Annotated in this window: 17 protein-coding genes; 12 read left to right on the top strand and 5 right to left on the bottom strand. The window is 62.5% G+C overall.

All coding sequences use genetic code 11. The annotated features are described in order from the left end of the window. Positions 1-16 precede the first annotated feature (16 nt). Entirely contained in the window at positions 17-1,102 is a 1,086-nt protein-coding gene (gene mraY, locus ACI3KW_RS05365) for a phospho-N-acetylmuramoyl-pentapeptide-transferase (RefSeq protein ID WP_113121812.1), read from the top strand. Here the strand turns inward: mraY and ACI3KW_RS05360 are convergent. Next, entirely contained in the window at positions 1,099-1,788 is a 690-nt protein-coding gene (locus tag ACI3KW_RS05360; RefSeq protein ID WP_404847230.1) for an anti-sigma factor domain-containing protein, read from the bottom strand. The genes mraY and ACI3KW_RS05360 overlap by 4 nt on opposite strands. Next, positions 1,785-2,339, bottom strand: a complete 555-nt coding sequence (locus tag ACI3KW_RS05355; RefSeq protein WP_404847229.1) for a sigma-70 family RNA polymerase sigma factor — start codon at positions 2,337-2,339, stop codon at positions 1,785-1,787. The genes ACI3KW_RS05360 and ACI3KW_RS05355 overlap by 4 nt, the downstream gene beginning before the upstream one ends. Positions 2,340-2,493: 154 nt before the next feature. On the opposite strand from ACI3KW_RS05355, the gene ACI3KW_RS05350 reads away from it, so the two are divergent. The 8 genes from ACI3KW_RS05350 to ftsA all read left to right on the top strand — a co-directional run bounded on the left by ACI3KW_RS05350 (position 2,494) and on the right by ftsA (position 11,414). Continuing rightward, positions 2,494-3,285, top strand: a complete 792-nt coding sequence (locus tag ACI3KW_RS05350) for a DUF4394 domain-containing protein (RefSeq protein ID WP_404847228.1) — start codon at positions 2,494-2,496, stop codon at positions 3,283-3,285. A 243-nt stretch (positions 3,286-3,528) separates the two neighbouring features. Beyond that, complete coding sequence (locus ACI3KW_RS05345) at positions 3,529-4,689, top strand: putative peptidoglycan glycosyltransferase FtsW (protein WP_113121881.1); 1,161 nt, start codon at positions 3,529-3,531, stop codon at positions 4,687-4,689. Next, on the top strand, positions 4,686-5,801 hold the full coding sequence (gene murG / locus ACI3KW_RS05340; protein WP_404847227.1) for an undecaprenyldiphospho-muramoylpentapeptide beta-N-acetylglucosaminyltransferase: 1,116 nt from the start codon (positions 4,686-4,688) through the stop codon (positions 5,799-5,801). The genes ACI3KW_RS05345 and murG overlap by 4 nt, the downstream gene beginning before the upstream one ends. Further along, the gene (murC, locus tag ACI3KW_RS05335) at positions 5,798-7,216 is read left to right on the top strand and encodes a UDP-N-acetylmuramate--L-alanine ligase (protein ID WP_404847226.1); all 1,419 of its coding nucleotides are present in this window, start codon (positions 5,798-5,800) and stop codon (positions 7,214-7,216) included. Before murG ends, murC begins: the two co-directional genes overlap by 4 nt. Then, positions 7,213-8,190, top strand: a complete 978-nt coding sequence (gene murB / locus ACI3KW_RS05330) for a UDP-N-acetylmuramate dehydrogenase (RefSeq protein WP_404847225.1) — start codon at positions 7,213-7,215, stop codon at positions 8,188-8,190. Before murC ends, murB begins: the two co-directional genes overlap by 4 nt. A 121-nt stretch (positions 8,191-8,311) precedes the next feature. Beyond that, positions 8,312-9,232: a D-alanine--D-alanine ligase gene (locus tag ACI3KW_RS05325; RefSeq protein WP_404847224.1), complete on the top strand. Its 921-nt coding sequence runs from the start codon at positions 8,312-8,314 to the stop codon at positions 9,230-9,232. Continuing rightward, on the top strand, positions 9,220-10,104 hold the full coding sequence (locus ACI3KW_RS05320) for a cell division protein FtsQ/DivIB (RefSeq protein WP_262166738.1): 885 nt from the start codon (positions 9,220-9,222) through the stop codon (positions 10,102-10,104). The genes ACI3KW_RS05325 and ACI3KW_RS05320 overlap by 13 nt, the downstream gene beginning before the upstream one ends. A gap of 11 nt (positions 10,105-10,115) precedes the next feature. After that, positions 10,116-11,414, top strand: a complete 1,299-nt coding sequence (gene ftsA, locus ACI3KW_RS05315) for a cell division protein FtsA (protein WP_404847223.1) — start codon at positions 10,116-10,118, stop codon at positions 11,412-11,414. Here the strand turns inward: ftsA and ACI3KW_RS05310 are convergent. The 3 genes from ACI3KW_RS05310 to ACI3KW_RS05300 are packed head-to-tail and all read right to left on the bottom strand — an operon-like array spanning position 11,411 to position 13,398. Next, positions 11,411-12,046: a LysE family translocator gene (locus ACI3KW_RS05310; protein WP_404847222.1), complete on the bottom strand. Its 636-nt coding sequence runs from the start codon at positions 12,044-12,046 to the stop codon at positions 11,411-11,413. The two genes, ftsA and ACI3KW_RS05310, sit on opposite strands and share 4 nt — an antisense overlap. Before the next feature lie 30 nt (positions 12,047-12,076). Further along, positions 12,077-12,880, bottom strand: a complete 804-nt coding sequence (locus ACI3KW_RS05305) for a nucleotidyltransferase domain-containing protein (RefSeq protein ID WP_404847221.1) — start codon at positions 12,878-12,880, stop codon at positions 12,077-12,079. Between the two features lie 56 nt (positions 12,881-12,936). Beyond that, the gene (locus tag ACI3KW_RS05300; protein WP_404847220.1) at positions 12,937-13,398 is read right to left on the bottom strand and encodes a VOC family protein; all 462 of its coding nucleotides are present in this window, start codon (positions 13,396-13,398) and stop codon (positions 12,937-12,939) included. 215 nt (positions 13,399-13,613) lie between these two features. Between ACI3KW_RS05300 and ftsZ the strand changes: the two genes are divergently transcribed. The 3 genes from ftsZ to ACI3KW_RS05285 all read left to right on the top strand — a co-directional run bounded on the left by ftsZ (position 13,614) and on the right by ACI3KW_RS05285 (position 17,285). Then, positions 13,614-15,281 carry a cell division protein FtsZ gene (ftsZ, locus tag ACI3KW_RS05295; RefSeq protein ID WP_113121801.1) on the top strand — a complete coding sequence of 556 codons (1,668 nt, stop codon included), beginning with the start codon at positions 13,614-13,616 and terminating at the stop codon, positions 15,279-15,281. A 112-nt stretch (positions 15,282-15,393) separates the two neighbouring features. Next, complete coding sequence (gene lpxC, locus ACI3KW_RS05290) at positions 15,394-16,350, top strand: UDP-3-O-acyl-N-acetylglucosamine deacetylase (RefSeq protein ID WP_113121800.1); 957 nt, start codon at positions 15,394-15,396, stop codon at positions 16,348-16,350. An 89-nt stretch (positions 16,351-16,439) separates the two neighbouring features. Further along, entirely contained in the window at positions 16,440-17,285 is an 846-nt protein-coding gene (locus ACI3KW_RS05285; protein ID WP_162740237.1) for an outer membrane protein assembly factor BamD, read from the top strand. Positions 17,286-17,455 lie beyond the last annotated feature (170 nt).

Genomic DNA, 17,455 nt, shown 5'->3' with positions numbered 1-17,455 from the left:
CGAGGACGCTTCCTTCATGCTCTATTTTCTCGGTCAGCTGGGCGATGCGGTCTCGGCCTTCAACGTGTTCCGCTACATCACCTTCCGCACAGCGGGCGCGGTGATCACGGCTTTGTTCTTCGTTTTCCTGTTCGGTCCGGCCATGATCAATGGCCTGCGCCTGCGCCAGGGCAAGGGCCAGCCGATCCGCGAAGATGGTCCCCAGGGGCACCTGCTGACCAAGAAGGGCACACCCACCATGGGCGGGTTGATGATCCTCTCCGGCGCGGTGTTTTCAACCCTGCTGTGGTCCAATCTCACCAATGGCTATGTCTGGGTGGTCCTGCTGGTCACGGTGGGCTTCGGCGCCATCGGCTTTTACGATGACTATCTCAAGGTCAAGCGCATGAGCCACAAGGGCTTTGGCGGCCGGCAGCGCCTGGCGCTTGAAGCGCTGATCGGGGCCATTGCCTGCTACGCCATTTCCCAATTGGGCCCCGAGCCCTATGCCACCTCGCTGCTGTTCCCGTTCGTGAAGGGTCTGGCGATCGACCTGGGCTATTTCTTCATTCTGTTCGGCGGTTTCGTCATCATGGCGGCCGGCAATTCGGTCAACCTCACCGATGGCCTCGATGGCCTGGCCATCGTCCCCGTCATGGTTGCCGCCGCCTGTTTCGCGCTGATCGCCTATCTGGTCGGCAGCGTGAACTTCTCCGATTACCTGCTGCTCAATTATGTGCCCGGCACTGGTGAACTTTCAGTCGTCTGCGGCGCACTGATCGGGGCAGGGCTGGGCTTCCTCTGGTTCAACGCCCCGCCGGCCCAGATTTTCATGGGCGATACCGGCTCGCTGGCTTTGGGCGGCGCCTTGGGCGCCATCGCCGTCGCCACCAAGCATGAGATCGTCCTTGCCATCATCGGCGGGCTGTTCGTGCTCGAAACTGTGTCGGTGATCGTGCAGGTCACCTCGTTCAAGCTCACCGGCAAGCGCGTGTTCCGCATGGCGCCGATCCACCACCATTTCGAACATATGGGCTGGACCGAAAGCCAGGTAGTGATCCGCTTCTGGATCATCTCCTTCGTCCTGGCTTTGATCGGCCTCAGCTCGCTCAAGCTGCGCTAAACCGGCGTCTTGGCAAAGCCCTTGACCAGGATCGGCCCGGTCGGCTTGCCGGTGGGCGAGCCCGGTGCCGGCTCCAGCGTGATTTCATAGAGCTGCCCTTCCTTGGGCGTGGGCAATTGCGGCCCGGTCAGCCAGATGGTGTGCGGGTCAGTGAAAGTGCCCAGCGAGACCGGCCCGGTTGCCGGGTCGGGCAAGGTCCAGACCTGCAGCACCTGATCTGCAGCCACGACGAAATCTTCCAGCGGCACCAGCCGCACCCTGTCATCGGCAAAGGCCTCGACGATGGCTCCCGGCGCCGCATCGGTCTGGTTGACCAGCACCGCCACCACCAAAGGCTGCGGCTGGCGCGATCCCAGATTGCCGGCGAAATACCCCAGTCCCAGCGCCACCACGACACCGGCCGCCATGCTCATCCATTGCGCGATCGATACTCGCCGCGAGGGCAGGGGCATCACGTTCTCAGCCAGCGGTTCATCCAATCGCCTTTCGATGGCCGACCAGAGTTCGGTACCTGCCGCCTCAGGCTTCGCCGTATCGTCAAGCGCACGGAAACTGGCTTGCAGCCGGTCCACGGCCGCCCGCAATTCCGCGTCTCGCGCCAGCTCCACCTCGAATGCCGTAAGCTCTGCTCCTTCGAGCAGTCCCAGCACATAGCGTCCGGCCTGTGCCATCTGGTCCTGATTCATGACAGGCACTCCTGCAGGGCAATGGTGCCCCGCCGTATCCAGGCTTTGAGCGTACCCAGCGGGGCATTCATAGTCGCGGCCGCCTCACCATGGTTGAGGCCGGTGACGTAGCACAACAGGATCGCCCGGCGTTTGGGCTCGTCCAATTGGCCCAGGCAATGCTTGAGCGCGTCGCGGTCCGCCAATGCCTCGAATGCCGCCATCGCTTCGGCGCTGCGGTCGCCCAGATCGGCCAATACTTCCCCATCGTGATATTCCATGCGCGATCCATCACGCAGCATGTTGAGTGCTCGATTGCGGGTGATTGTGGTGAGCCAACCTTGCGCCGAGCCACGCGCCGGGTCGAACTGGCTGGCCCGCCGCCACGCCGCGATAAACGTCTCCTGCACGGCTTCCTCGGCCAGGTCCCGCCGCCGCAGGATGCGCAGGGCAATGCCGATCAGCCGGCCGGCTTCGGCGGAGAACAGGTCGGCCAGCGCCGCTTTGTCGCCCTTGGCGATGCGGCGCATCAGGTCATCGGCATTGGTCACATCGGGCATGAGCAGCAACATGGGGGAATTCCCCTTCCATGTCGATTACACGCGGCCCGCCCTTTTTGGATGCGGCACAAGAAAATTTCGCGCCGCTGCATCCAGACGCCTGCTGCGGCGGGTAGTCCCTCTGTAACCGGCGCATCAAGGCGCCCAGAAACGAGGAGACGTTCCCATGATCGCACTGTCCCGGATTTCCCTGCATAGTCTGCTTGCCGCCACCATCCTCACTGCATCCGCCGCCGCCGTAGCCGCGGCGCCCGCCGTCGGCCTGGCCGGTGGCAAGACGCTGGTGATGTTCGATACCGAAACCCTGGCCGTCAGCGGCACGATGGAGGTTACCGGCATCGACGGCCTGGCCGGCATCGATGTTCGCCCCGCTGACAAGAAGCTCTATGGCGTGTCGACCGCCGGCGAGATCGTCACCATCGATACTGCATCCGGCGCTGCCACTGTCACCTTCCCCCTGTCGGAAAAGCTCCCGAGCTTTGACGGCGCCATTGTCGATTTCAACCCGATGGCCGATCGCCTGCGTCTGATGGCCGCCGATGGCACCAATTTCCGCGTCAATCCGGATGATGGCATGGTCACGGTCGATGGTTCGCTCGCATATGAGGACGCCGATATGCATGCCGGGGAAACTCCGGCCATCGTCGCCGCGGCCTATACCAATTCGGTCGGCAAGCCCGAAGCCACCAAGATGTTCGATATCGACACAACCATTGTCGCGCTGATCCAGCAGACCAAGCCCAATGACGGTGTGCTGGCCGCCATCGGCAAGCTCGGCATCGAGGGCGGCACCAGCTACGCCTTCGATATCGCCGCGACCGCAGACCTGGTCAACACCGCCTATCTCGTCGTGGACAACACGCTCCACACCGTCGATCTCGAAACCGGCGCCGCTACCTCAATTGGTGCCATCGAGGGTATCGAAGGCTCGCTGACCGACATCGCGATCCTGCAGTAGTTATTGCCTGCTGCCCCAATCCCCCACAGCGTCATTGCCCGGTTTATCCGGGCAATCCAGCTTTCCGCGCGCGCTGAGACATGGATCACCCGGAAAAGCCGGGTGATGACGATGGGTGTGTGTCGGTGTCCCATCTCTCGATTCGCAAAACGCAAAAGCGGTGGGAAATCGGTAACCATCGGCGAGATACAATTCGAAACGAATTTTATCTGTCAGGAGGCCGGCTGAACCGGCTCGCCCATGATGTTTTCCCGCGCAGAAAAGACCCCTTTGGCCGAATGGTGGTGGTCGATCGACCGCGAACTGCTCGGCGCGCTGATCCTGTTGATGACCTGCGGCATGGTGCTCAGCTTCGCCGCCAGTCCCCCGGTGGCCGAGCGCATCGGGCTATCGCCCTGGTTCTTCATCATCCGCCACGCCATGTTCTGCCTGCTGGCCTTGCCGGTACTGATCGGCACGTCCCTGATGAACCACCGCCAGGCGCGCGTCGCGGCGCTGGTTACCCTGGTCGTCAGCCTCGTCCTGCTCTGGGCCACTCTGCGCTTCGGCACCGAGGTCAAGGGCGCGCGGCGCTGGATATCGTTCGCCGGCCAATCGGTGCAGCCATCCGAATTCGTCAAACCGGCCTTTGCCGTGCTGGGCGCGTGGCTGTTCTCAGAATCCATGGTGCACAAGAATGTGCCCGGCAAAATCCTCGCCACCATGGTCATGTTCTCCATCGTCGCCGCGCTGTTGCTGCAGCCCGATATCGGGCAAACGGCCCTGGTGCTGGCGACCTGGGCGACGCTGCTGTTCATTTCCGGCATTTCGTGGTGGATCATTTTCGGCCTGGCGGCGGGCGCCGGTGGCCTGCTGGGTGGGGCCTATCTGCTGTTCCCGCACGTGTCGCGCCGCATCGATACCTTCCTCAACCCAGAGGGCGGCGGCAATACGTACCAGATCGACCGCGCCTTGCAGTCGCTGCTCGAAGGCGGCTGGTTCGGCCGTGGCCCGGGTGAATCCATCGCCAAAAAGCTCATCCCCGACGCGCATGCCGACTATGTCTTCTCGGCCGCCGCCGGCGAGTTCGGCATCATCTTCTGCATGGTGCTGGTGACGCTCATCGCCTTCATCGTCATCCGCGCCATGATGGGTGCGCAGCGCCAGACCAGCCTCTTTGCGCGGCTGGCGTCCTCGACCCTGGCCATCCAGTTCGCCATGCAGTCGGGCATCAATCTGGCGGTGAATCTCAACCTCATTCCCCCCAAGGGCATGACATTGCCATTCGTGAGCTATGGCGGTACGTCGATGATCGCGATTGCCTTCGGCATGGGGCTGATGCTGGCCCTCACGCGCACCAAGCCCGAGGAGCGAATGGTCACAGGTCTGCCCGTCTACAAGAGCGCATTGGCACCAGCTGAATGAAGAAGTTCATCCTCATGGCGGGTGGCACGGGTGGGCATCTCTTCCCGGCCATGGCGCTGGCCCAGGAATTGACGCGGCGCGGGCATCTGGTCGAGCTGATGACCGATCATCGCGTGGAAAGCTATGGCGCGGATTTTCCGGCCACGCAGGTCCATATCGTGCCCTCCGCCACGCCCTCGCTCAGCAATCCCATCAAGTTCCTCGCCGGCGGGTTCAAAATCCTGGGCGGCATTGCCGTTGCCATGGGCAAGCTGCGCAAAAGCCGGCCCGATGCGGTGATCGGCTTTGGCGGCTATCCGACCTTCCCGCCTTTCGTCGCGGCGAGCCTTTTGGGTGTTCCGGGTATTCTGCATGAGCAGAACGCCGTGATGGGCCGCGCCAATCGGGCGCTGGGCCGCTTTGCCGACGTGCTGGCGCTGAGCTTTGCCGAAACCAAGTTCGCGGACACGCTGAAAATCGAAAAGCGAGTCACCGGCAATCCCGTGCGCGATCGTGTGCGCGTGCTGGCCGGCATGCCCTATCCGGCGCTTGACGAAAACGGACCCATTCATCTCGTGGTCTTCGGCGGCAGCCAGGGCGCCAAGGCATTGTCCGACATCGTGCCGGCAGCCATTGCTCTTATTCCTGAACAGATCCGCCAGCGCCTGCGCATCGTGCAGCAATGCCGCGCCGAGGACCTCGATCGGGTCGCCGAAGTCTATCGGCAGGCCAAGGTCAATGTTGAACTGGCGCCATTCTTCGGCGACCTGCCGGAGCGCATCGCCAAGAGCCATCTGGTCATTGGCCGCTCGGGCGCTTCGACCATTACCGAGCTTTGCGTCATCGGGCGGCCGTCGATCTTGGTGCCGCTGCCCGGCGCGCTGGACGCCGACCAGAAAAACAATGCCCTGGTCGTCGACAGCGCCGGCGCCGGCTGGATTGCGGAGCAGGCCACGCTGTCGCCGCAATCGCTAGGCACTCGCCTCACCAACCTCATCACCGACCCGGCGACGCTCACCAAGGCCGCCGCCGCCGCCCGTGCGCTGGGCCAGCCCCGCGCCGTTGAGAAGCTGGCGGATATCGCCGAGACTCTCGCCGGGAAGGGCACTACGGAAATGGAACAAGTCTCATGAAAATGCCCCGCAATATCGGCCCGGTCCACTTCGTGGGGATCGGCGGCATCGGCATGAGCGGCATTGCCGAAATCCTGCACAATCAGGGCTATGTGGTGCAGGGCTCCGATGCCGCTGCCAATCCCAATGTGCAGCGCCTGCGCGACATGGGCATCCGCATCGAGATCGGCCAAAAGGCTGAAAATCTCGGGGAAGCCGCCGTTGTCGTCGTCTCCTCGGCCATCAAGAAAGACAATCCCGAGCTGGTCGCTGCCCGCGCCCGCGCGCTGCCGGTGGTGCGCCGCGCCGAGATGCTGGCCGAAATCATGCGCTTCAAGAACGCCATCGCCATTGGCGGCACGCATGGCAAGACCACGACGACCACGCTGGTCGCGACCCTGCTCGATGCCGGAGATCTGGACCCCACCGTCATCAATGGCGGCATCATCAATGCCTATGGCACCAATGCGCGCCTGGGCGAGGGCGAGTGGATGGTGGTGGAGGCCGACGAGAGCGACGGCACTTTCGTCAAGTTGCCCGCCGATGTGGTCGTGGTCACCAATATCGATCCGGAACACCTCGATCACTATCATGACTTCGAGGGGGTCAAGCAGGCCTTCCACAATTTCGTCGAGAACGTGCCCTTTTACGGCTTTGCCGTGATGTGCCTCGATCATCCCGAAGTGCAGGCGCTAGTCGGCCAGATCAAGGATCGCCGCGTCATCACCTATGGCCGCAATCCGCAGGCCGATGTGCGGCTGGTTGATCTTGAAACCATCGATGGCGTCAGCCATTTCGCGGTCGAAATCCGCGACCGCATCCGCCTCACCCAGCTGCGTATCGATGGGCTGCAATTGCCCATGCCGGGCGTCCACAATGCGCTCAATGCCACCGCGGCCATTGCCGTGGCCGATCAGCTGCATGTGCCCGCCGAAGCCATCCGTAAGGGCCTCAAGGGCTTTACCGGGGTCAAGCGCCGCTTCACCAAGACCGGTATGGTCGGTGGCATTACCGTCATCGACGATTATGGCCACCACCCGGTGGAAATCGCCGCCGTATTGCGCGCCGCCCGACAGTCCACCAAGCGCGACGTGATCGCGGTGGTGCAGCCGCACCGCTATAGCCGCCTGCATGACCTGTTCGACGATTTCGCCGCCTGCTTCAACGATGCCGATACCGTCATCGTCGCCCCAGTCTATGCCGCTGGCGAGCAGCCCATTCCCGGCGTGACCAATGACGAGCTGGTCAACCGCATCCGCGCCCGCGGCCACCGCGATGCGCGCGTGCTCGATCGTCCCGAAGACCTGGCTGAGCTGATCGCCGGCCGGGCGGCGGATGGCGATTATGTCGTGTGCCTGGGCGCCGGCAATATCACCCAATGGGCCGCCGCCTTGCCGGGCGAATTGGCCACGCTTTTGGGAAAGGACGTGCAGTGAGCTATCCCGACCTCATCCCCCAGTTCCAGCCCTGGATCGCCGGGGTTCGCGGCCGGCTGGTTCCCAACCAGCTGTTGAGCGAAGTCACCTGGTTCCGCGTCGGCGGCCCGGCCCAGCTGTTCTTCACCCCGGCCGACGAGGAAGACCTCGCCTATTTCCTCAAGCACCTACCCGCCGATATCCGCATGACGGTGATCGGGCTGGGTTCGAACCTGTTGATCCGCGATGGCGGCATTGATGGCGTGGTCATCAAGCTCTCCGGCAAGGCCTTCGGCCAGGTCGAAATCCTCGATGACCACAAGATCCGCGTCGGCACCTCGTTGCCCGACGTCAAGGTGGCCACGGCCGCTGCCGAAGCCGGCATTGATGGGCTGAGTTTTTATCGCGGCATTCCCGGCGGCATTGGCGGTGCGCTTTATATGAATGCGGGCTGCTACGGCACCGAAACGCGCGACCGCATGGTCGAGCTGCGTGCCGTGACCCGGCAGGGCGAGATCATCACTCTCACCAATGCCGATATGGGCTATCTCTACCGCAAGTCGAACGGCCCGCGCGGCGCGGTGTTCACCTCCGCGGTGTATCAGGGCTTTGCCGGCGAGCGCGAAGATATCCTTTCACGCATGCGCGAAATCACCGAGAAGCGCGAATCCAGCCAGCCCACCAAGGCCAAGACGGGCGGCTCGACCTTCAAGAATCCCGATGGGCATTCGAGCTGGAAGCTGATCGACGCGGCCGGGGGCAGGGGCCTGACCATAGGCGGCGCGCAGATGAGCGAATTGCACGCCAATTTCTTGCTCAATATCGATAATGCCAGTGCCCATGACATCGAAACCCTGGGCGAGACCGTGCGCAACAAGGTGCGGGCGCATTCGGGCATCGAGCTCAAATGGGAAATCCGCCGCATGGGCCATTTCGAGCCCGGCCGCGAGGTGCGCGAGTTCCTCGATGGCGATGTGTTTACCGGAGCGGTGTGATGGCCGCTGGCCGCATTGCCAAAACTCAATGCCCTCCTTCTCCCCTTGAGGGAGAAGGTGCCCCGCAGAGGCGGATGAGGGGTCTCTCTCTTATGTTTTCTCAGGACGATCGGACTTCCCCATGACCAAACACGTCGCCGTCCTGATGGGCGGATGGTCCAATGAACGCCAGGTATCGCTGAGCTCGGGCACCGAATGCGCCGCGGCGCTCCGTCGCGCCGGCTATCGCGTCACCGAAGTCGATGTCGGCCGCGACATTGCCAATGTGCTGGCTGATCTCAAGCCCGACGTGGCCTTCAATGCGCTGCATGGCCCGTTCGGCGAAAGCGGCATGATCCAGGGTTTTCTTGAGCTGATCCAGTTGCCCTACACCCATTCGGGCGTGCTGGCCTCGGCTTTGGCCATGGACAAGCACCAGGCCAAGATCGTGCTCAAGGCCGCGGGCCTGCCGGTCACCGACCATGTCATAGTGCCCCGGGCGGAAGCGGCGCGCAGCCACGCCATGGCAACGCCCTATGTCATCAAGCCGATTGCCGATGGCTCCAGCTTTGGCGTCCACATCGTCAAGCAGGGTGCCAATCAGCCGCCGCAGGAAATCCTGGGCGAGAGCTGGAATTCGGGCGAAGAGGTGATGGTCGAACGCTATATTCCCGGGCGCGAACTGACCTGCGCGGTGATGGGCGACGTGGCTTTGGGTGTCACCGAGATCGTCACCGAGCTGAGCTTCTACAATTACGAAGCCAAATACGCCAAAGGCGGCTCGGTTCACATTATTCCCGCGCAGCTGAAACCGAAAATTTACGACAAAGTGCAAAAACTGAGCCTTGCCGCACATGCGGCCTTTGGCTGCCGGGGCGTGTCGCGGACGGACTTCCGCTACAATGACGCGGTGGGCGAAGATGGCGAACTGGTCTGTCTCGAAATCAATACCCAGCCGGGTATGACCGAGACATCCCTGGTGCCCGAGCAGGCCAAATATGCCGGGCATTCGTTTGAAGATCTGGTCTCCTGGATGGTGGAGGACGCGAGTTGCAACAGGTAAAAAGCGAGGCTTTTCTCGCTGGCGCGCGGATCGTCAATCCCCGTGCATTGCCTGTTCCTGTCCGCTCTCCGCGGCGCAAGCTCATCAACAATTTCGGCCGCGCCTGGGTGCTGCACCGCAAGGCCATCGTGCGCACCTGCTCGGCCATTGCCCTGCTGGCCGTGATCGGCGTCATCTATCAGATCCGTGAACCGCTGGGCATGGGCGTCTCCGCGCTGGGCGGCATTGCGCAGGGCGAATTCGCCGATGCCGGTTTTGCCATTGGCGAGATTTCCATCACCGGCCAGTCGCTGACCAGCGAGCAGGACATTTTCGACGCCCTGGGCGTGCAGCCCAAAACCTCCACCGTCAGCTTCGATGTCGAAGCCGCCCGCCAGCGCATTGCCGAGCTCCCCTCGGTCGAGACCGTCAATGTGCGCAAGAATTATCCCGGCGATGTGCTGGTCACTATCACCGAAAAGACTCCCATTGCGCGTTGGCGCGTCGATGGCGTGACCTTTGTGGTCGATGGGCAGGGCGAGCAGATCGGCGAGGACAAGGGCGCCTATGGCGACCTGCCGCTGGTGATCGGCGATGGCGCCGCCGACGACGCCTTGGTGATGATCCGGGCGCTCGATCAATTCCCCGGCCTCAAGACTGGCCTTTTGGCTCTCTCCCGCATCGCCGACCGCCGCTGGGACATGATTTACGACACCGGCCTGCGCGTGCAACTGCCCGAGCTGGGCGTCGCCCAGGCTTTGCGCAAGCTCGCCATGTACGAAGCCGATTACAAATTGCTCGATCGCGATATCACCGTGATCGACCTGCGCGTCGACAATCTCGTCGCCCTCCGCCCGACCACACCTGCCGTAGAAGAAACCAAAAAGCGATGATGACCGACGCCATGACCTCCCGTCTGCGGCCCGTTCAACCCGGCAAGACCACGCTGGTCGCGGTGCTCGATATCGGCTCGACCAAGATTTGCTGCGTCATAGCCCGGCTCACCCCGCGTGCCGAGGGCAAGGCCCTGCGCGGCCGCTCGCATCAGGTCGAAGTCATCGGCTTCGGCTATGGCCCCTCCACCGGCGTCAAGAGCGGCGTCGTCACCGATATCGAAAAGGCCGAACACGCCATTCGCTCCGTCGTCGGCATGGCCGAACGCGCTGCGGGCCTGACGCTCGAAAGCGTCATCGTCAACGTCACTGCCGGGCGCCTTGGCTCGGAGACTTTCTCCGCCGCCGTGTCGCTGGATGGTCTGGAAGTCGAAAAAGCCGACATTCACCGCGTGCTGCGCGCCGTCAACGAACGTTCGGTCCGTCCCGAGCGCTCCATCATTCACGCGTTACCCATCGGTTACGCATTGGATGGCCAGAAGGGCATTCGCGATCCCAAGGGCATGGTGGGCGAAAAGCTGGGCGTCGATGTCGCCGTGGTCAGCTCGGAAACCCTGGCCATGCGCAATCTCGAACTGGTGCTGCATCGCTGCCACCTGCAGATCGAAGCCCTGATCGCCACCCCTTATGCTTCCGGCCTTGCCACGCTGGTCGATGACGAAGCCCAGCTCGGCGTCGCCTGCGTTGATTTCGGTGGCGCGACCACGACCGTCTCCGTGTTCAACGACGGCCATCTGGTCTATGCCGATGCCATCGCCATTGGCGGTCATCATCTGACGCTCGATATCGCCCGCCAGCTCTCGGTCAGCGTGGCCGATGCCGAGCGCCTCAAGACCTTCTATGGCTCGGTACTGCCCGGCCAGGCTGACGAGCGCGATATGATCGCGATCCAGCCGGTGGGCGCCACCCACGACGAAGCGCCGGGGCAGGTGGCCCGTTCGGTGCTGACCCGCATCATGCGCCCGCGCATCGAAGAAATCCTCACCGCCATTCGCGATCGCATGCAGGCCACCGGCATGATGGATGTCTGCGGCCGCCGTTTCGTGCTGACCGGCGGCGCCAGCGAAATGACCGGCCTGCCCGAAGTTGCCCGCCGCATCCTGGCGCGGAACGTGCGCAATGGCCGCCCCATGGGCATTGCCGGCCTGCCCGAAATGGCCAAGGGCGCCGCCTTTGCCACCGTCGCCGGCATGCTGGTCTATCCCCAGGTCTGCTCCCAGGAATATGCCGAACCCCGCGGCAGCCGCAAACTCACCGGCACCGACGGCTATTTCGCCCGCGTGGGGTATTGGCTGCGGACGAGCTTCTAGCTGCGCAGATCGCGCAGGCCCGACCACACCAGCGCTCCGCCCAGCGCGCCGAATGCCACGCCGAACACGCCCTGGATGATCCGGGCGAAACGGTCATAGACGCTTGTCGCCATGCCGGTTGAGAACAGCAGCGCGTAAGTGCCATAGATGGTCAGCGCCGTGATGGCGACGATGGGGCCGAACAGCAGTACTTCCCAGCGCGACAGCCCCGCTCCAAGCAGGAATGTGGCGATGGCCGACCACATCAGCGCGGCCTTGGGATTGGTCATCACCACCACGAACCCGCGCCGCCACGCTGCCAGGTCGGACAACTGGCCCGTGTTTGCGGTGACCATCAAACCCCGACCCTTACGCATCGACCACAGGGCGCGAATGCCCAGATAAAGCAGATACCCGCCGCCGGCGAATTTCAGCACCGTCAGCAGCATGGGATAGGCCGCGAACAGTGCGCCAAGGCCCAGCGCGGTCAGTAGCGCCCAAGCGAGGCACCCTGTCGCGATGCCGGTGACAACAAACAGGGCCGGTCGCCGCCCCTGATCCAGCGCAACGTCGGCGACGGCCATCAGATTGGGTCCGGGCGATGCCTGCGCCGCACAGACCCCGAGCCAGGCGATAAAGAATGCTTGCAACATGGTCGCTCCTCCGTGGGTTCAGTTTCGCGGCTACCAGCCCCGCTCGGCTTCTTCGCCAAGGGTTATCGCCAACCGCCTCCGCGTCGCCGCCTCGAACGCCTCCGGCCATACGATATCCAGCCGCTTGGCCATGGCCCGCGCCCGCGGCATGAATTCCCGCGCAATCGCGAAATTAGCTGAGATCACCGCGTCACGCTCCGGCCCTGGATAGGGCAGGGACTTAAGCAAGGCCATGTCACCGGCCGATAGCAGCGTCGATTGATGCAGTATGCCGCCCGGATCGGGATTGCTCACATCCTGCATCAGCAATGCTGCCAGATGGTCACGCATCATGCCGACCCCGAGCACCATAGTCACGTACTCACCCCGTCCGGCGCCGACGGGCATCAGCCCCAGCATGCGAATGAATTCGTGGATGAGATATTTGACAGTACCAACGTCCGGCTGCTTCGGCGGCAACATATCCGGCAAGCTATCATAACGCCCGTCGCGGTCGACCAGCGGCTTGACCGTATTCTTGGCCCGCCGACCGAAATTGTCGGGGGCGACGATACTCAGGTCACAGCGCAGCCATTCTTCCGAGACAGCATTGAGCAGCAGGCCGCCGCGGGGCAATTCCTGCCAGAACACGATCGGGGTGATCGCGTCCAGCGTCTGCCGCCAATCGGCAGCAATTGCGGCATGGTGTTCCGGCTCCACCAGCGCGACCAGATCGACATCGCTCCAGGCGTCTGCCGTTCCCCGACCATAGCTGCCAGCCAGAAAGAGGCCACGAATGGCCTCCTTGCCGGTCATTGCTTGTTTAACCGCCGCGATCAGCTCGTGCTGGTCCATTGTCCTCTCCCCGTTTGCGGCAAAGGACCACATCGCAGCAGCAGAGGCAATTCGGTCTATGCGCCCGCATAGGCCTTCTGCAGGTCGGCAACGATCAGCTTGCCCATCTTCATCATGGCCTGCATGGCCCGCTGCGAGCCAGCCGGGTCCTTGCCCAATACGGTCTCGTAAATCTGCTTGGGCACCACCTGCCAGGACAGGCCGAACTTGTCCTTGCACCAGCCGCATTGGCTTTCTTCGCCGCCATCGGCGGTGAGACGATCCCAGAAATAATCGACCTCGTCCTGCCCATCGACATTGATCATGAAGGACACCGCTTCAGTAAATTTGAAGGTCGGGCCGCCATTGAGCAGCATGAATTTGTGCCCCTCCAGTTCGATGATGGCGGTGAAAACCGGACCCTTGGGGTCCTGCCGCTTCACCTCGTGCACCTTGGCCGATTTGAAGGTGCTGGTGTAAAATTCGATAGCGTCGTCAATGCGGTTATCGAACCACAGGCAGGGCATGATGTCGGTCATTTTGCAGTCTCCTCATTGCATAACCATTTTGTTATAGAGCTTTTCGGTTATACGTGTCAATCGGCTGTCGGGCCGGCGTGGTTAACAACTCCGCAATGGGAGAATGGTTGGTGTCGCATTTTGCGATCACGTTAACACCGGTGAGACAATTGTTAGGACGCGGTTAACGAATTGGGGGGTAAACCTTAACCAATCAAGCCACTATGAGGCCATCCATGACCATCAACCTCACCATCCCGGATATTCAGGAACTCAAGCCCCGCATCACCGTATTCGGTTGCGGCGGCGCCGGCGGCAACGCCGTCAACAACATGATCGAATCCGGCCTCGATGGTGTGGACTTCGTCGTCGCCAATACGGATGCGCAGGCTCTCGCGCTCTCCAAGGCGCAGCGGATCATCCAGCTCGGCGTCGGCGTTACCGAAGGCCTGGGCGCCGGTTCGCACCCCGAAGTGGGTCGCGCGGCAGCCGAAGAAAGCTGGGACGAGATCAATGATCACCTCTCGGGCTCGCATATGGTGTTCATCACTGCCGGCATGGGCGGTGGCACCGGTACCGGCGCAGCGCCCGTCGTGGCCCGCGCCGCGCGCGAGCAGGGCATCCTGACCGTTGGCGTCGTCACCAAGCCGTTCAATTTCGAAGGCAATCGCCGCGCTCGTCTGGCCGAGGACGGTATTGATGAGCTGCATCGCCATGTCGATACGCTGATCGTCATCCCCAACCAGAACCTGTTCCGCGTCGCCAATGAAAAGACGACGTTTGCCGACGCCTTCTCGATGGCCGACCAGGTGTTATTCTCCGGCGTCGCCTGCATCACCGATCTGATGGTCAAGGAAGGCCTGATCAACCTCGATTTCGCCGACGTGCGCGCCGTGATGCGCGGCATGGGCAAGGCGATGATGGGCACCGGCGAGGCGTCGGGCGAAGATCGTGCCCGCCACGCCGCAGAAGCCGCCATCGCCAATCCGCTGCTCGATGATGTGTCGATGCAGGGCGCCCGCGGCCTCTTGATCTCCATCACCGGCGGTCCCGACCTGACCCTCTATGAAGTCGACGAAGCGGCCAGCCGCGTCCGCGAGGAAGTCGATGTGGATTGCAACATCATCCTGGGCGCGACTTTCGATCCGAACCTGACCGGCACGATCCGCGTTGCCGTCGTGGCCACCGGCACCGATGCCACCATGGTGCAGGCGCTCGAGCCGGCCAAGCCGCATGCTTCGCGCACCCCGCTCGAAGTGCGCCGCCATGTGCCGGTTGAGCCGACCCGTGTCGCTGCCGAGCGCGCCGCTGTCGCCACCCCGGCGCCGACCACCAGCCAGGCTATCGAGCACCAGGTCGAGGCTGCCGTTGCCGAAGCCATCACCTTCGACGCGCCTGCGCCGAGCTACGCTCATGAAGACGATGGCGTATTCGTCGAGCCCTATATCCCGGCTGCCGACTCGATCCACGATGATGAGCCTTCCATGGTTCAGGATGAGCCCGTACCCAGCGTTTATGTGCCCTCGCACGCTGCCCGTCCCGATGGTCAGCGCCGCATGCCGCGCACTGAAGAGCTGCCGGTTGTTGCGCGCCGGACACAGCAGGAGCAGGAACGTCCTGATGCCGAGCCCCGCAATGCCCGTGCGCTGTTCAAGCGCCTGGCCTCCAATGTCGGTCTCAATCTGGGCCAGTCCCAGCCGGTAGAACGCGACGAAACTGCCTATTCCAGCGCCGATGATGCGGCGGCCCGCAGCGCCATTGAGGCCGGCCCGGCAAGGACTTCGCGGGTTTCCCCGCCGGTCGAAGGAGCCCAGGGGCGTCTTGACCTGCATGGGCGCCAGCCGGCTCCCGCGCCGCAGAAGGAACATCTGGAAATCCCGGCATTCCTCCGCAAGCACGGTTAACACTCTGCTGACGGATTTATGAAACGTAGCTCGGTGCGGCTTCCGCACCGAGTTTTTTTTGGATAATAGAGTAGCCAATCGTCCCAGGGCTTGGGTCGGAGTAACTTCAAGCATGTCAAAACTAACCACGCGCCAGCGTACCCTAGCGGCGCCGATCTCGTTCGCGGGCTATGGTGTTCATAGCGCGCAACCCGTGACCCTCACGCTCGGCCCAGCCGCGCCCGATAGTGGTCTGCTGATCTGCCGCGAACTGGGTGAAGGCCGCACCACACCGCCCGTTCCCGTGCATTTTTCGCGTATTTCGCGCACTACCCTGTGCACCACGCTGGATCTGGGCGACAGCGTCAGCGTCGCCACCATCGAGCATGTCACCTCGGCCCTTTCGGGCATGGGCGTCGATAATGCGCTGATCACGCTGGATGGCGGGGAATGCCCGATTCTGGATGGCAGCGCGCGCCCCTTCGCCGACGCCATCCTGCAGGTTGGCCTCGAAATCCAACCGGCGCAGCGCAAGTTTCTCAAGATCATGCGCGCCGTCACTGTGCGCAATAATGACGCCTTCGCCGCGCTTGAGCCCTATAATGGCCGCTCGTTCGATCTCGAGATCGATTTCGACTCCAAGGTCATCGGCCGCCAGCGGATGATCTTCGATTGGACGCCGCGCCGTTACTATGAAGACATTTCGCGCGCCCGCACCTTCGGCTTCGTGCGCGATGCCAAGATCCTGCGCCAGGCCGGTTATGCCCTGGGTTCCAGCCTCGATAATTCCATCACCCTGCATGAAGACCGCATCCTCAATCCGGGCGGTCTGCGCTACGAAGACGAGTTCGTGCGCCATAAGCTGCTCGACGCCATTGGCGATCTGTCGCTGGGTGGCCTGCCCATCTGGGGGCGGTTCCGCTCCTATAAAGGCGGCCACGCACTTAACGCACATGTGTTGACGGGGCTGTTTTCCAGCGAAGCCAATTATGAAATCGTCAGTGCGGAAGATTTGCCGCTCGAATTCGAGGCTTTCGACGATCAGCCTGATGGGTTAGAGATCAATCACTACTTGCGGTCCGTGCGCTGATCCCGAGGGGTCAGTTGCAGCGCCACAGTTTTGAACCATTTGCTAACTACGCCGCACATAGCGGTTTCCTGATAGAGACGGGGCAGTTCGTGACAGTTGATGCTATTGGTGGTTTCACCAGCCGGGCCGCCCGGTTTTTCACGGTTGGCTTTCTGGTCCTGGTGCTCGCCGGCTGTTCGGGCCTGAACCTGTTTGGGCCGCCCAAGGCCAAGGAAGAGCCGATCATTCCGGCCGAGGCGCTGTACCAGCAGGCGCTCGATAATATGGATCAGCAGCGCTACGTCACGGCTATCGGGCATCTCGAAAAGCTTGAGCGTCAGCACCCCACATCCCCCTTGAGCGAAAAAGCCAAGCTGATGCAGGTCTACGCGAACTACCGAATCGGTCGGTTCTCGGAAGCCATTCTTGCCGCCGACCGGTTCCTTGCCATCTATCCGAACGGCAAGGACGTGGCCTATGTGCTCTATCTCAAGGGCAATTCCTATTTCGGCCAGATCAAGGACATTACCCGCGACCAGCAATTGTCGCGTGATGCCATCGACACCTATAACCTGATCATTTCGAACTATCCCAAGTCCGAATATGCCCAGGACGCCAAGGAAAAGCTGCTGGTCGCCTATGATCAGCTGGCGGGCAAGGAAATGTCGGTTGGCCGTTATTATCTCGGCAATGGCCAATATCTGGCCGGCATCAACCGGTTCCGTACGGTTGTCGAGGAATACCAGACCTCGACCCATATCGAGGAAGCGCTGTATCGCCTGACCGAAGGCTATCTGCTGCTGGGCCTGGTCAACGAAGCCAAGACTGCTGCCGCCGTGCTGGGCCACAATTATCCGTCCAGCACCTGGTATCAGGAAGCCTTCGCCTTGCTGGGCAAGCAGGGTCTGGCCCCCGAGATGAATACTGGTAGCTGGCTGGCCGCTGTCCGCCGCTAAACATAAATGTTGCTATTTTGTTCTAAGGCGCGCTAGCTTGCTGGCGCGCCTTCGTCTATTGTAGAAGTCGGGGCAAAAGTGGAAGTAGACCGCATCCCGAGCTTGCCGAAGGCCGCGGTCGTGCTACCAGAGTCCGTGGCTCGACGGGCTCATCATGGGGTCACTTGGTG

Source organism: Devosia sp. ZW T5_3, assembly GCF_044987315.1.
Classification (GTDB): domain Bacteria; phylum Pseudomonadota; class Alphaproteobacteria; order Rhizobiales; family Devosiaceae; genus Devosia.
The sequence above is the reverse complement of the archived record's forward strand: the minus strand, read 5'-3'. Positions and strand labels throughout refer to the sequence as shown.

Excerpts from the sequence above, each read along its gene's own strand:
- mraY (WP_113121812.1), top strand. The coding sequence starts at position 17 with ATGCTCTATTTTCTCGGTCAGCTGGGCGATGCGGTCTCGGCCTTCAAC.
- ACI3KW_RS05360 (WP_404847230.1), bottom strand. The coding sequence starts at position 1,788 with ATGAATCAGGACCAGATGGCACAGGCCGGACGCTATGTGCTGGGACTG.
- ACI3KW_RS05355 (WP_404847229.1), bottom strand. The coding sequence starts at position 2,339 with ATGTTGCTGCTCATGCCCGATGTGACCAATGCCGATGACCTGATGCGC.
- ACI3KW_RS05350 (WP_404847228.1), top strand. The coding sequence starts at position 2,494 with ATGATCGCACTGTCCCGGATTTCCCTGCATAGTCTGCTTGCCGCCACC.
- ACI3KW_RS05345 (WP_113121881.1), top strand. The coding sequence starts at position 3,529 with ATGTTTTCCCGCGCAGAAAAGACCCCTTTGGCCGAATGGTGGTGGTCG.
- murG (WP_404847227.1), top strand. The coding sequence starts at position 4,686 with ATGAAGAAGTTCATCCTCATGGCGGGTGGCACGGGTGGGCATCTCTTC.
- murC (WP_404847226.1), top strand. The coding sequence starts at position 5,798 with ATGAAAATGCCCCGCAATATCGGCCCGGTCCACTTCGTGGGGATCGGC.
- ACI3KW_RS05325 (WP_404847224.1), top strand. The coding sequence starts at position 8,312 with ATGACCAAACACGTCGCCGTCCTGATGGGCGGATGGTCCAATGAACGC.
- ftsA (WP_404847223.1), top strand. The coding sequence starts at position 10,116 with ATGACCTCCCGTCTGCGGCCCGTTCAACCCGGCAAGACCACGCTGGTC.
- ACI3KW_RS05310 (WP_404847222.1), bottom strand. The coding sequence starts at position 12,046 with ATGTTGCAAGCATTCTTTATCGCCTGGCTCGGGGTCTGTGCGGCGCAG.
- ACI3KW_RS05305 (WP_404847221.1), bottom strand. The coding sequence starts at position 12,880 with ATGGACCAGCACGAGCTGATCGCGGCGGTTAAACAAGCAATGACCGGC.
- ACI3KW_RS05300 (WP_404847220.1), bottom strand. The coding sequence starts at position 13,398 with ATGACCGACATCATGCCCTGCCTGTGGTTCGATAACCGCATTGACGAC.
- ftsZ (WP_113121801.1), top strand. The coding sequence starts at position 13,614 with ATGACCATCAACCTCACCATCCCGGATATTCAGGAACTCAAGCCCCGC.
- lpxC (WP_113121800.1), top strand. The coding sequence starts at position 15,394 with ATGTCAAAACTAACCACGCGCCAGCGTACCCTAGCGGCGCCGATCTCG.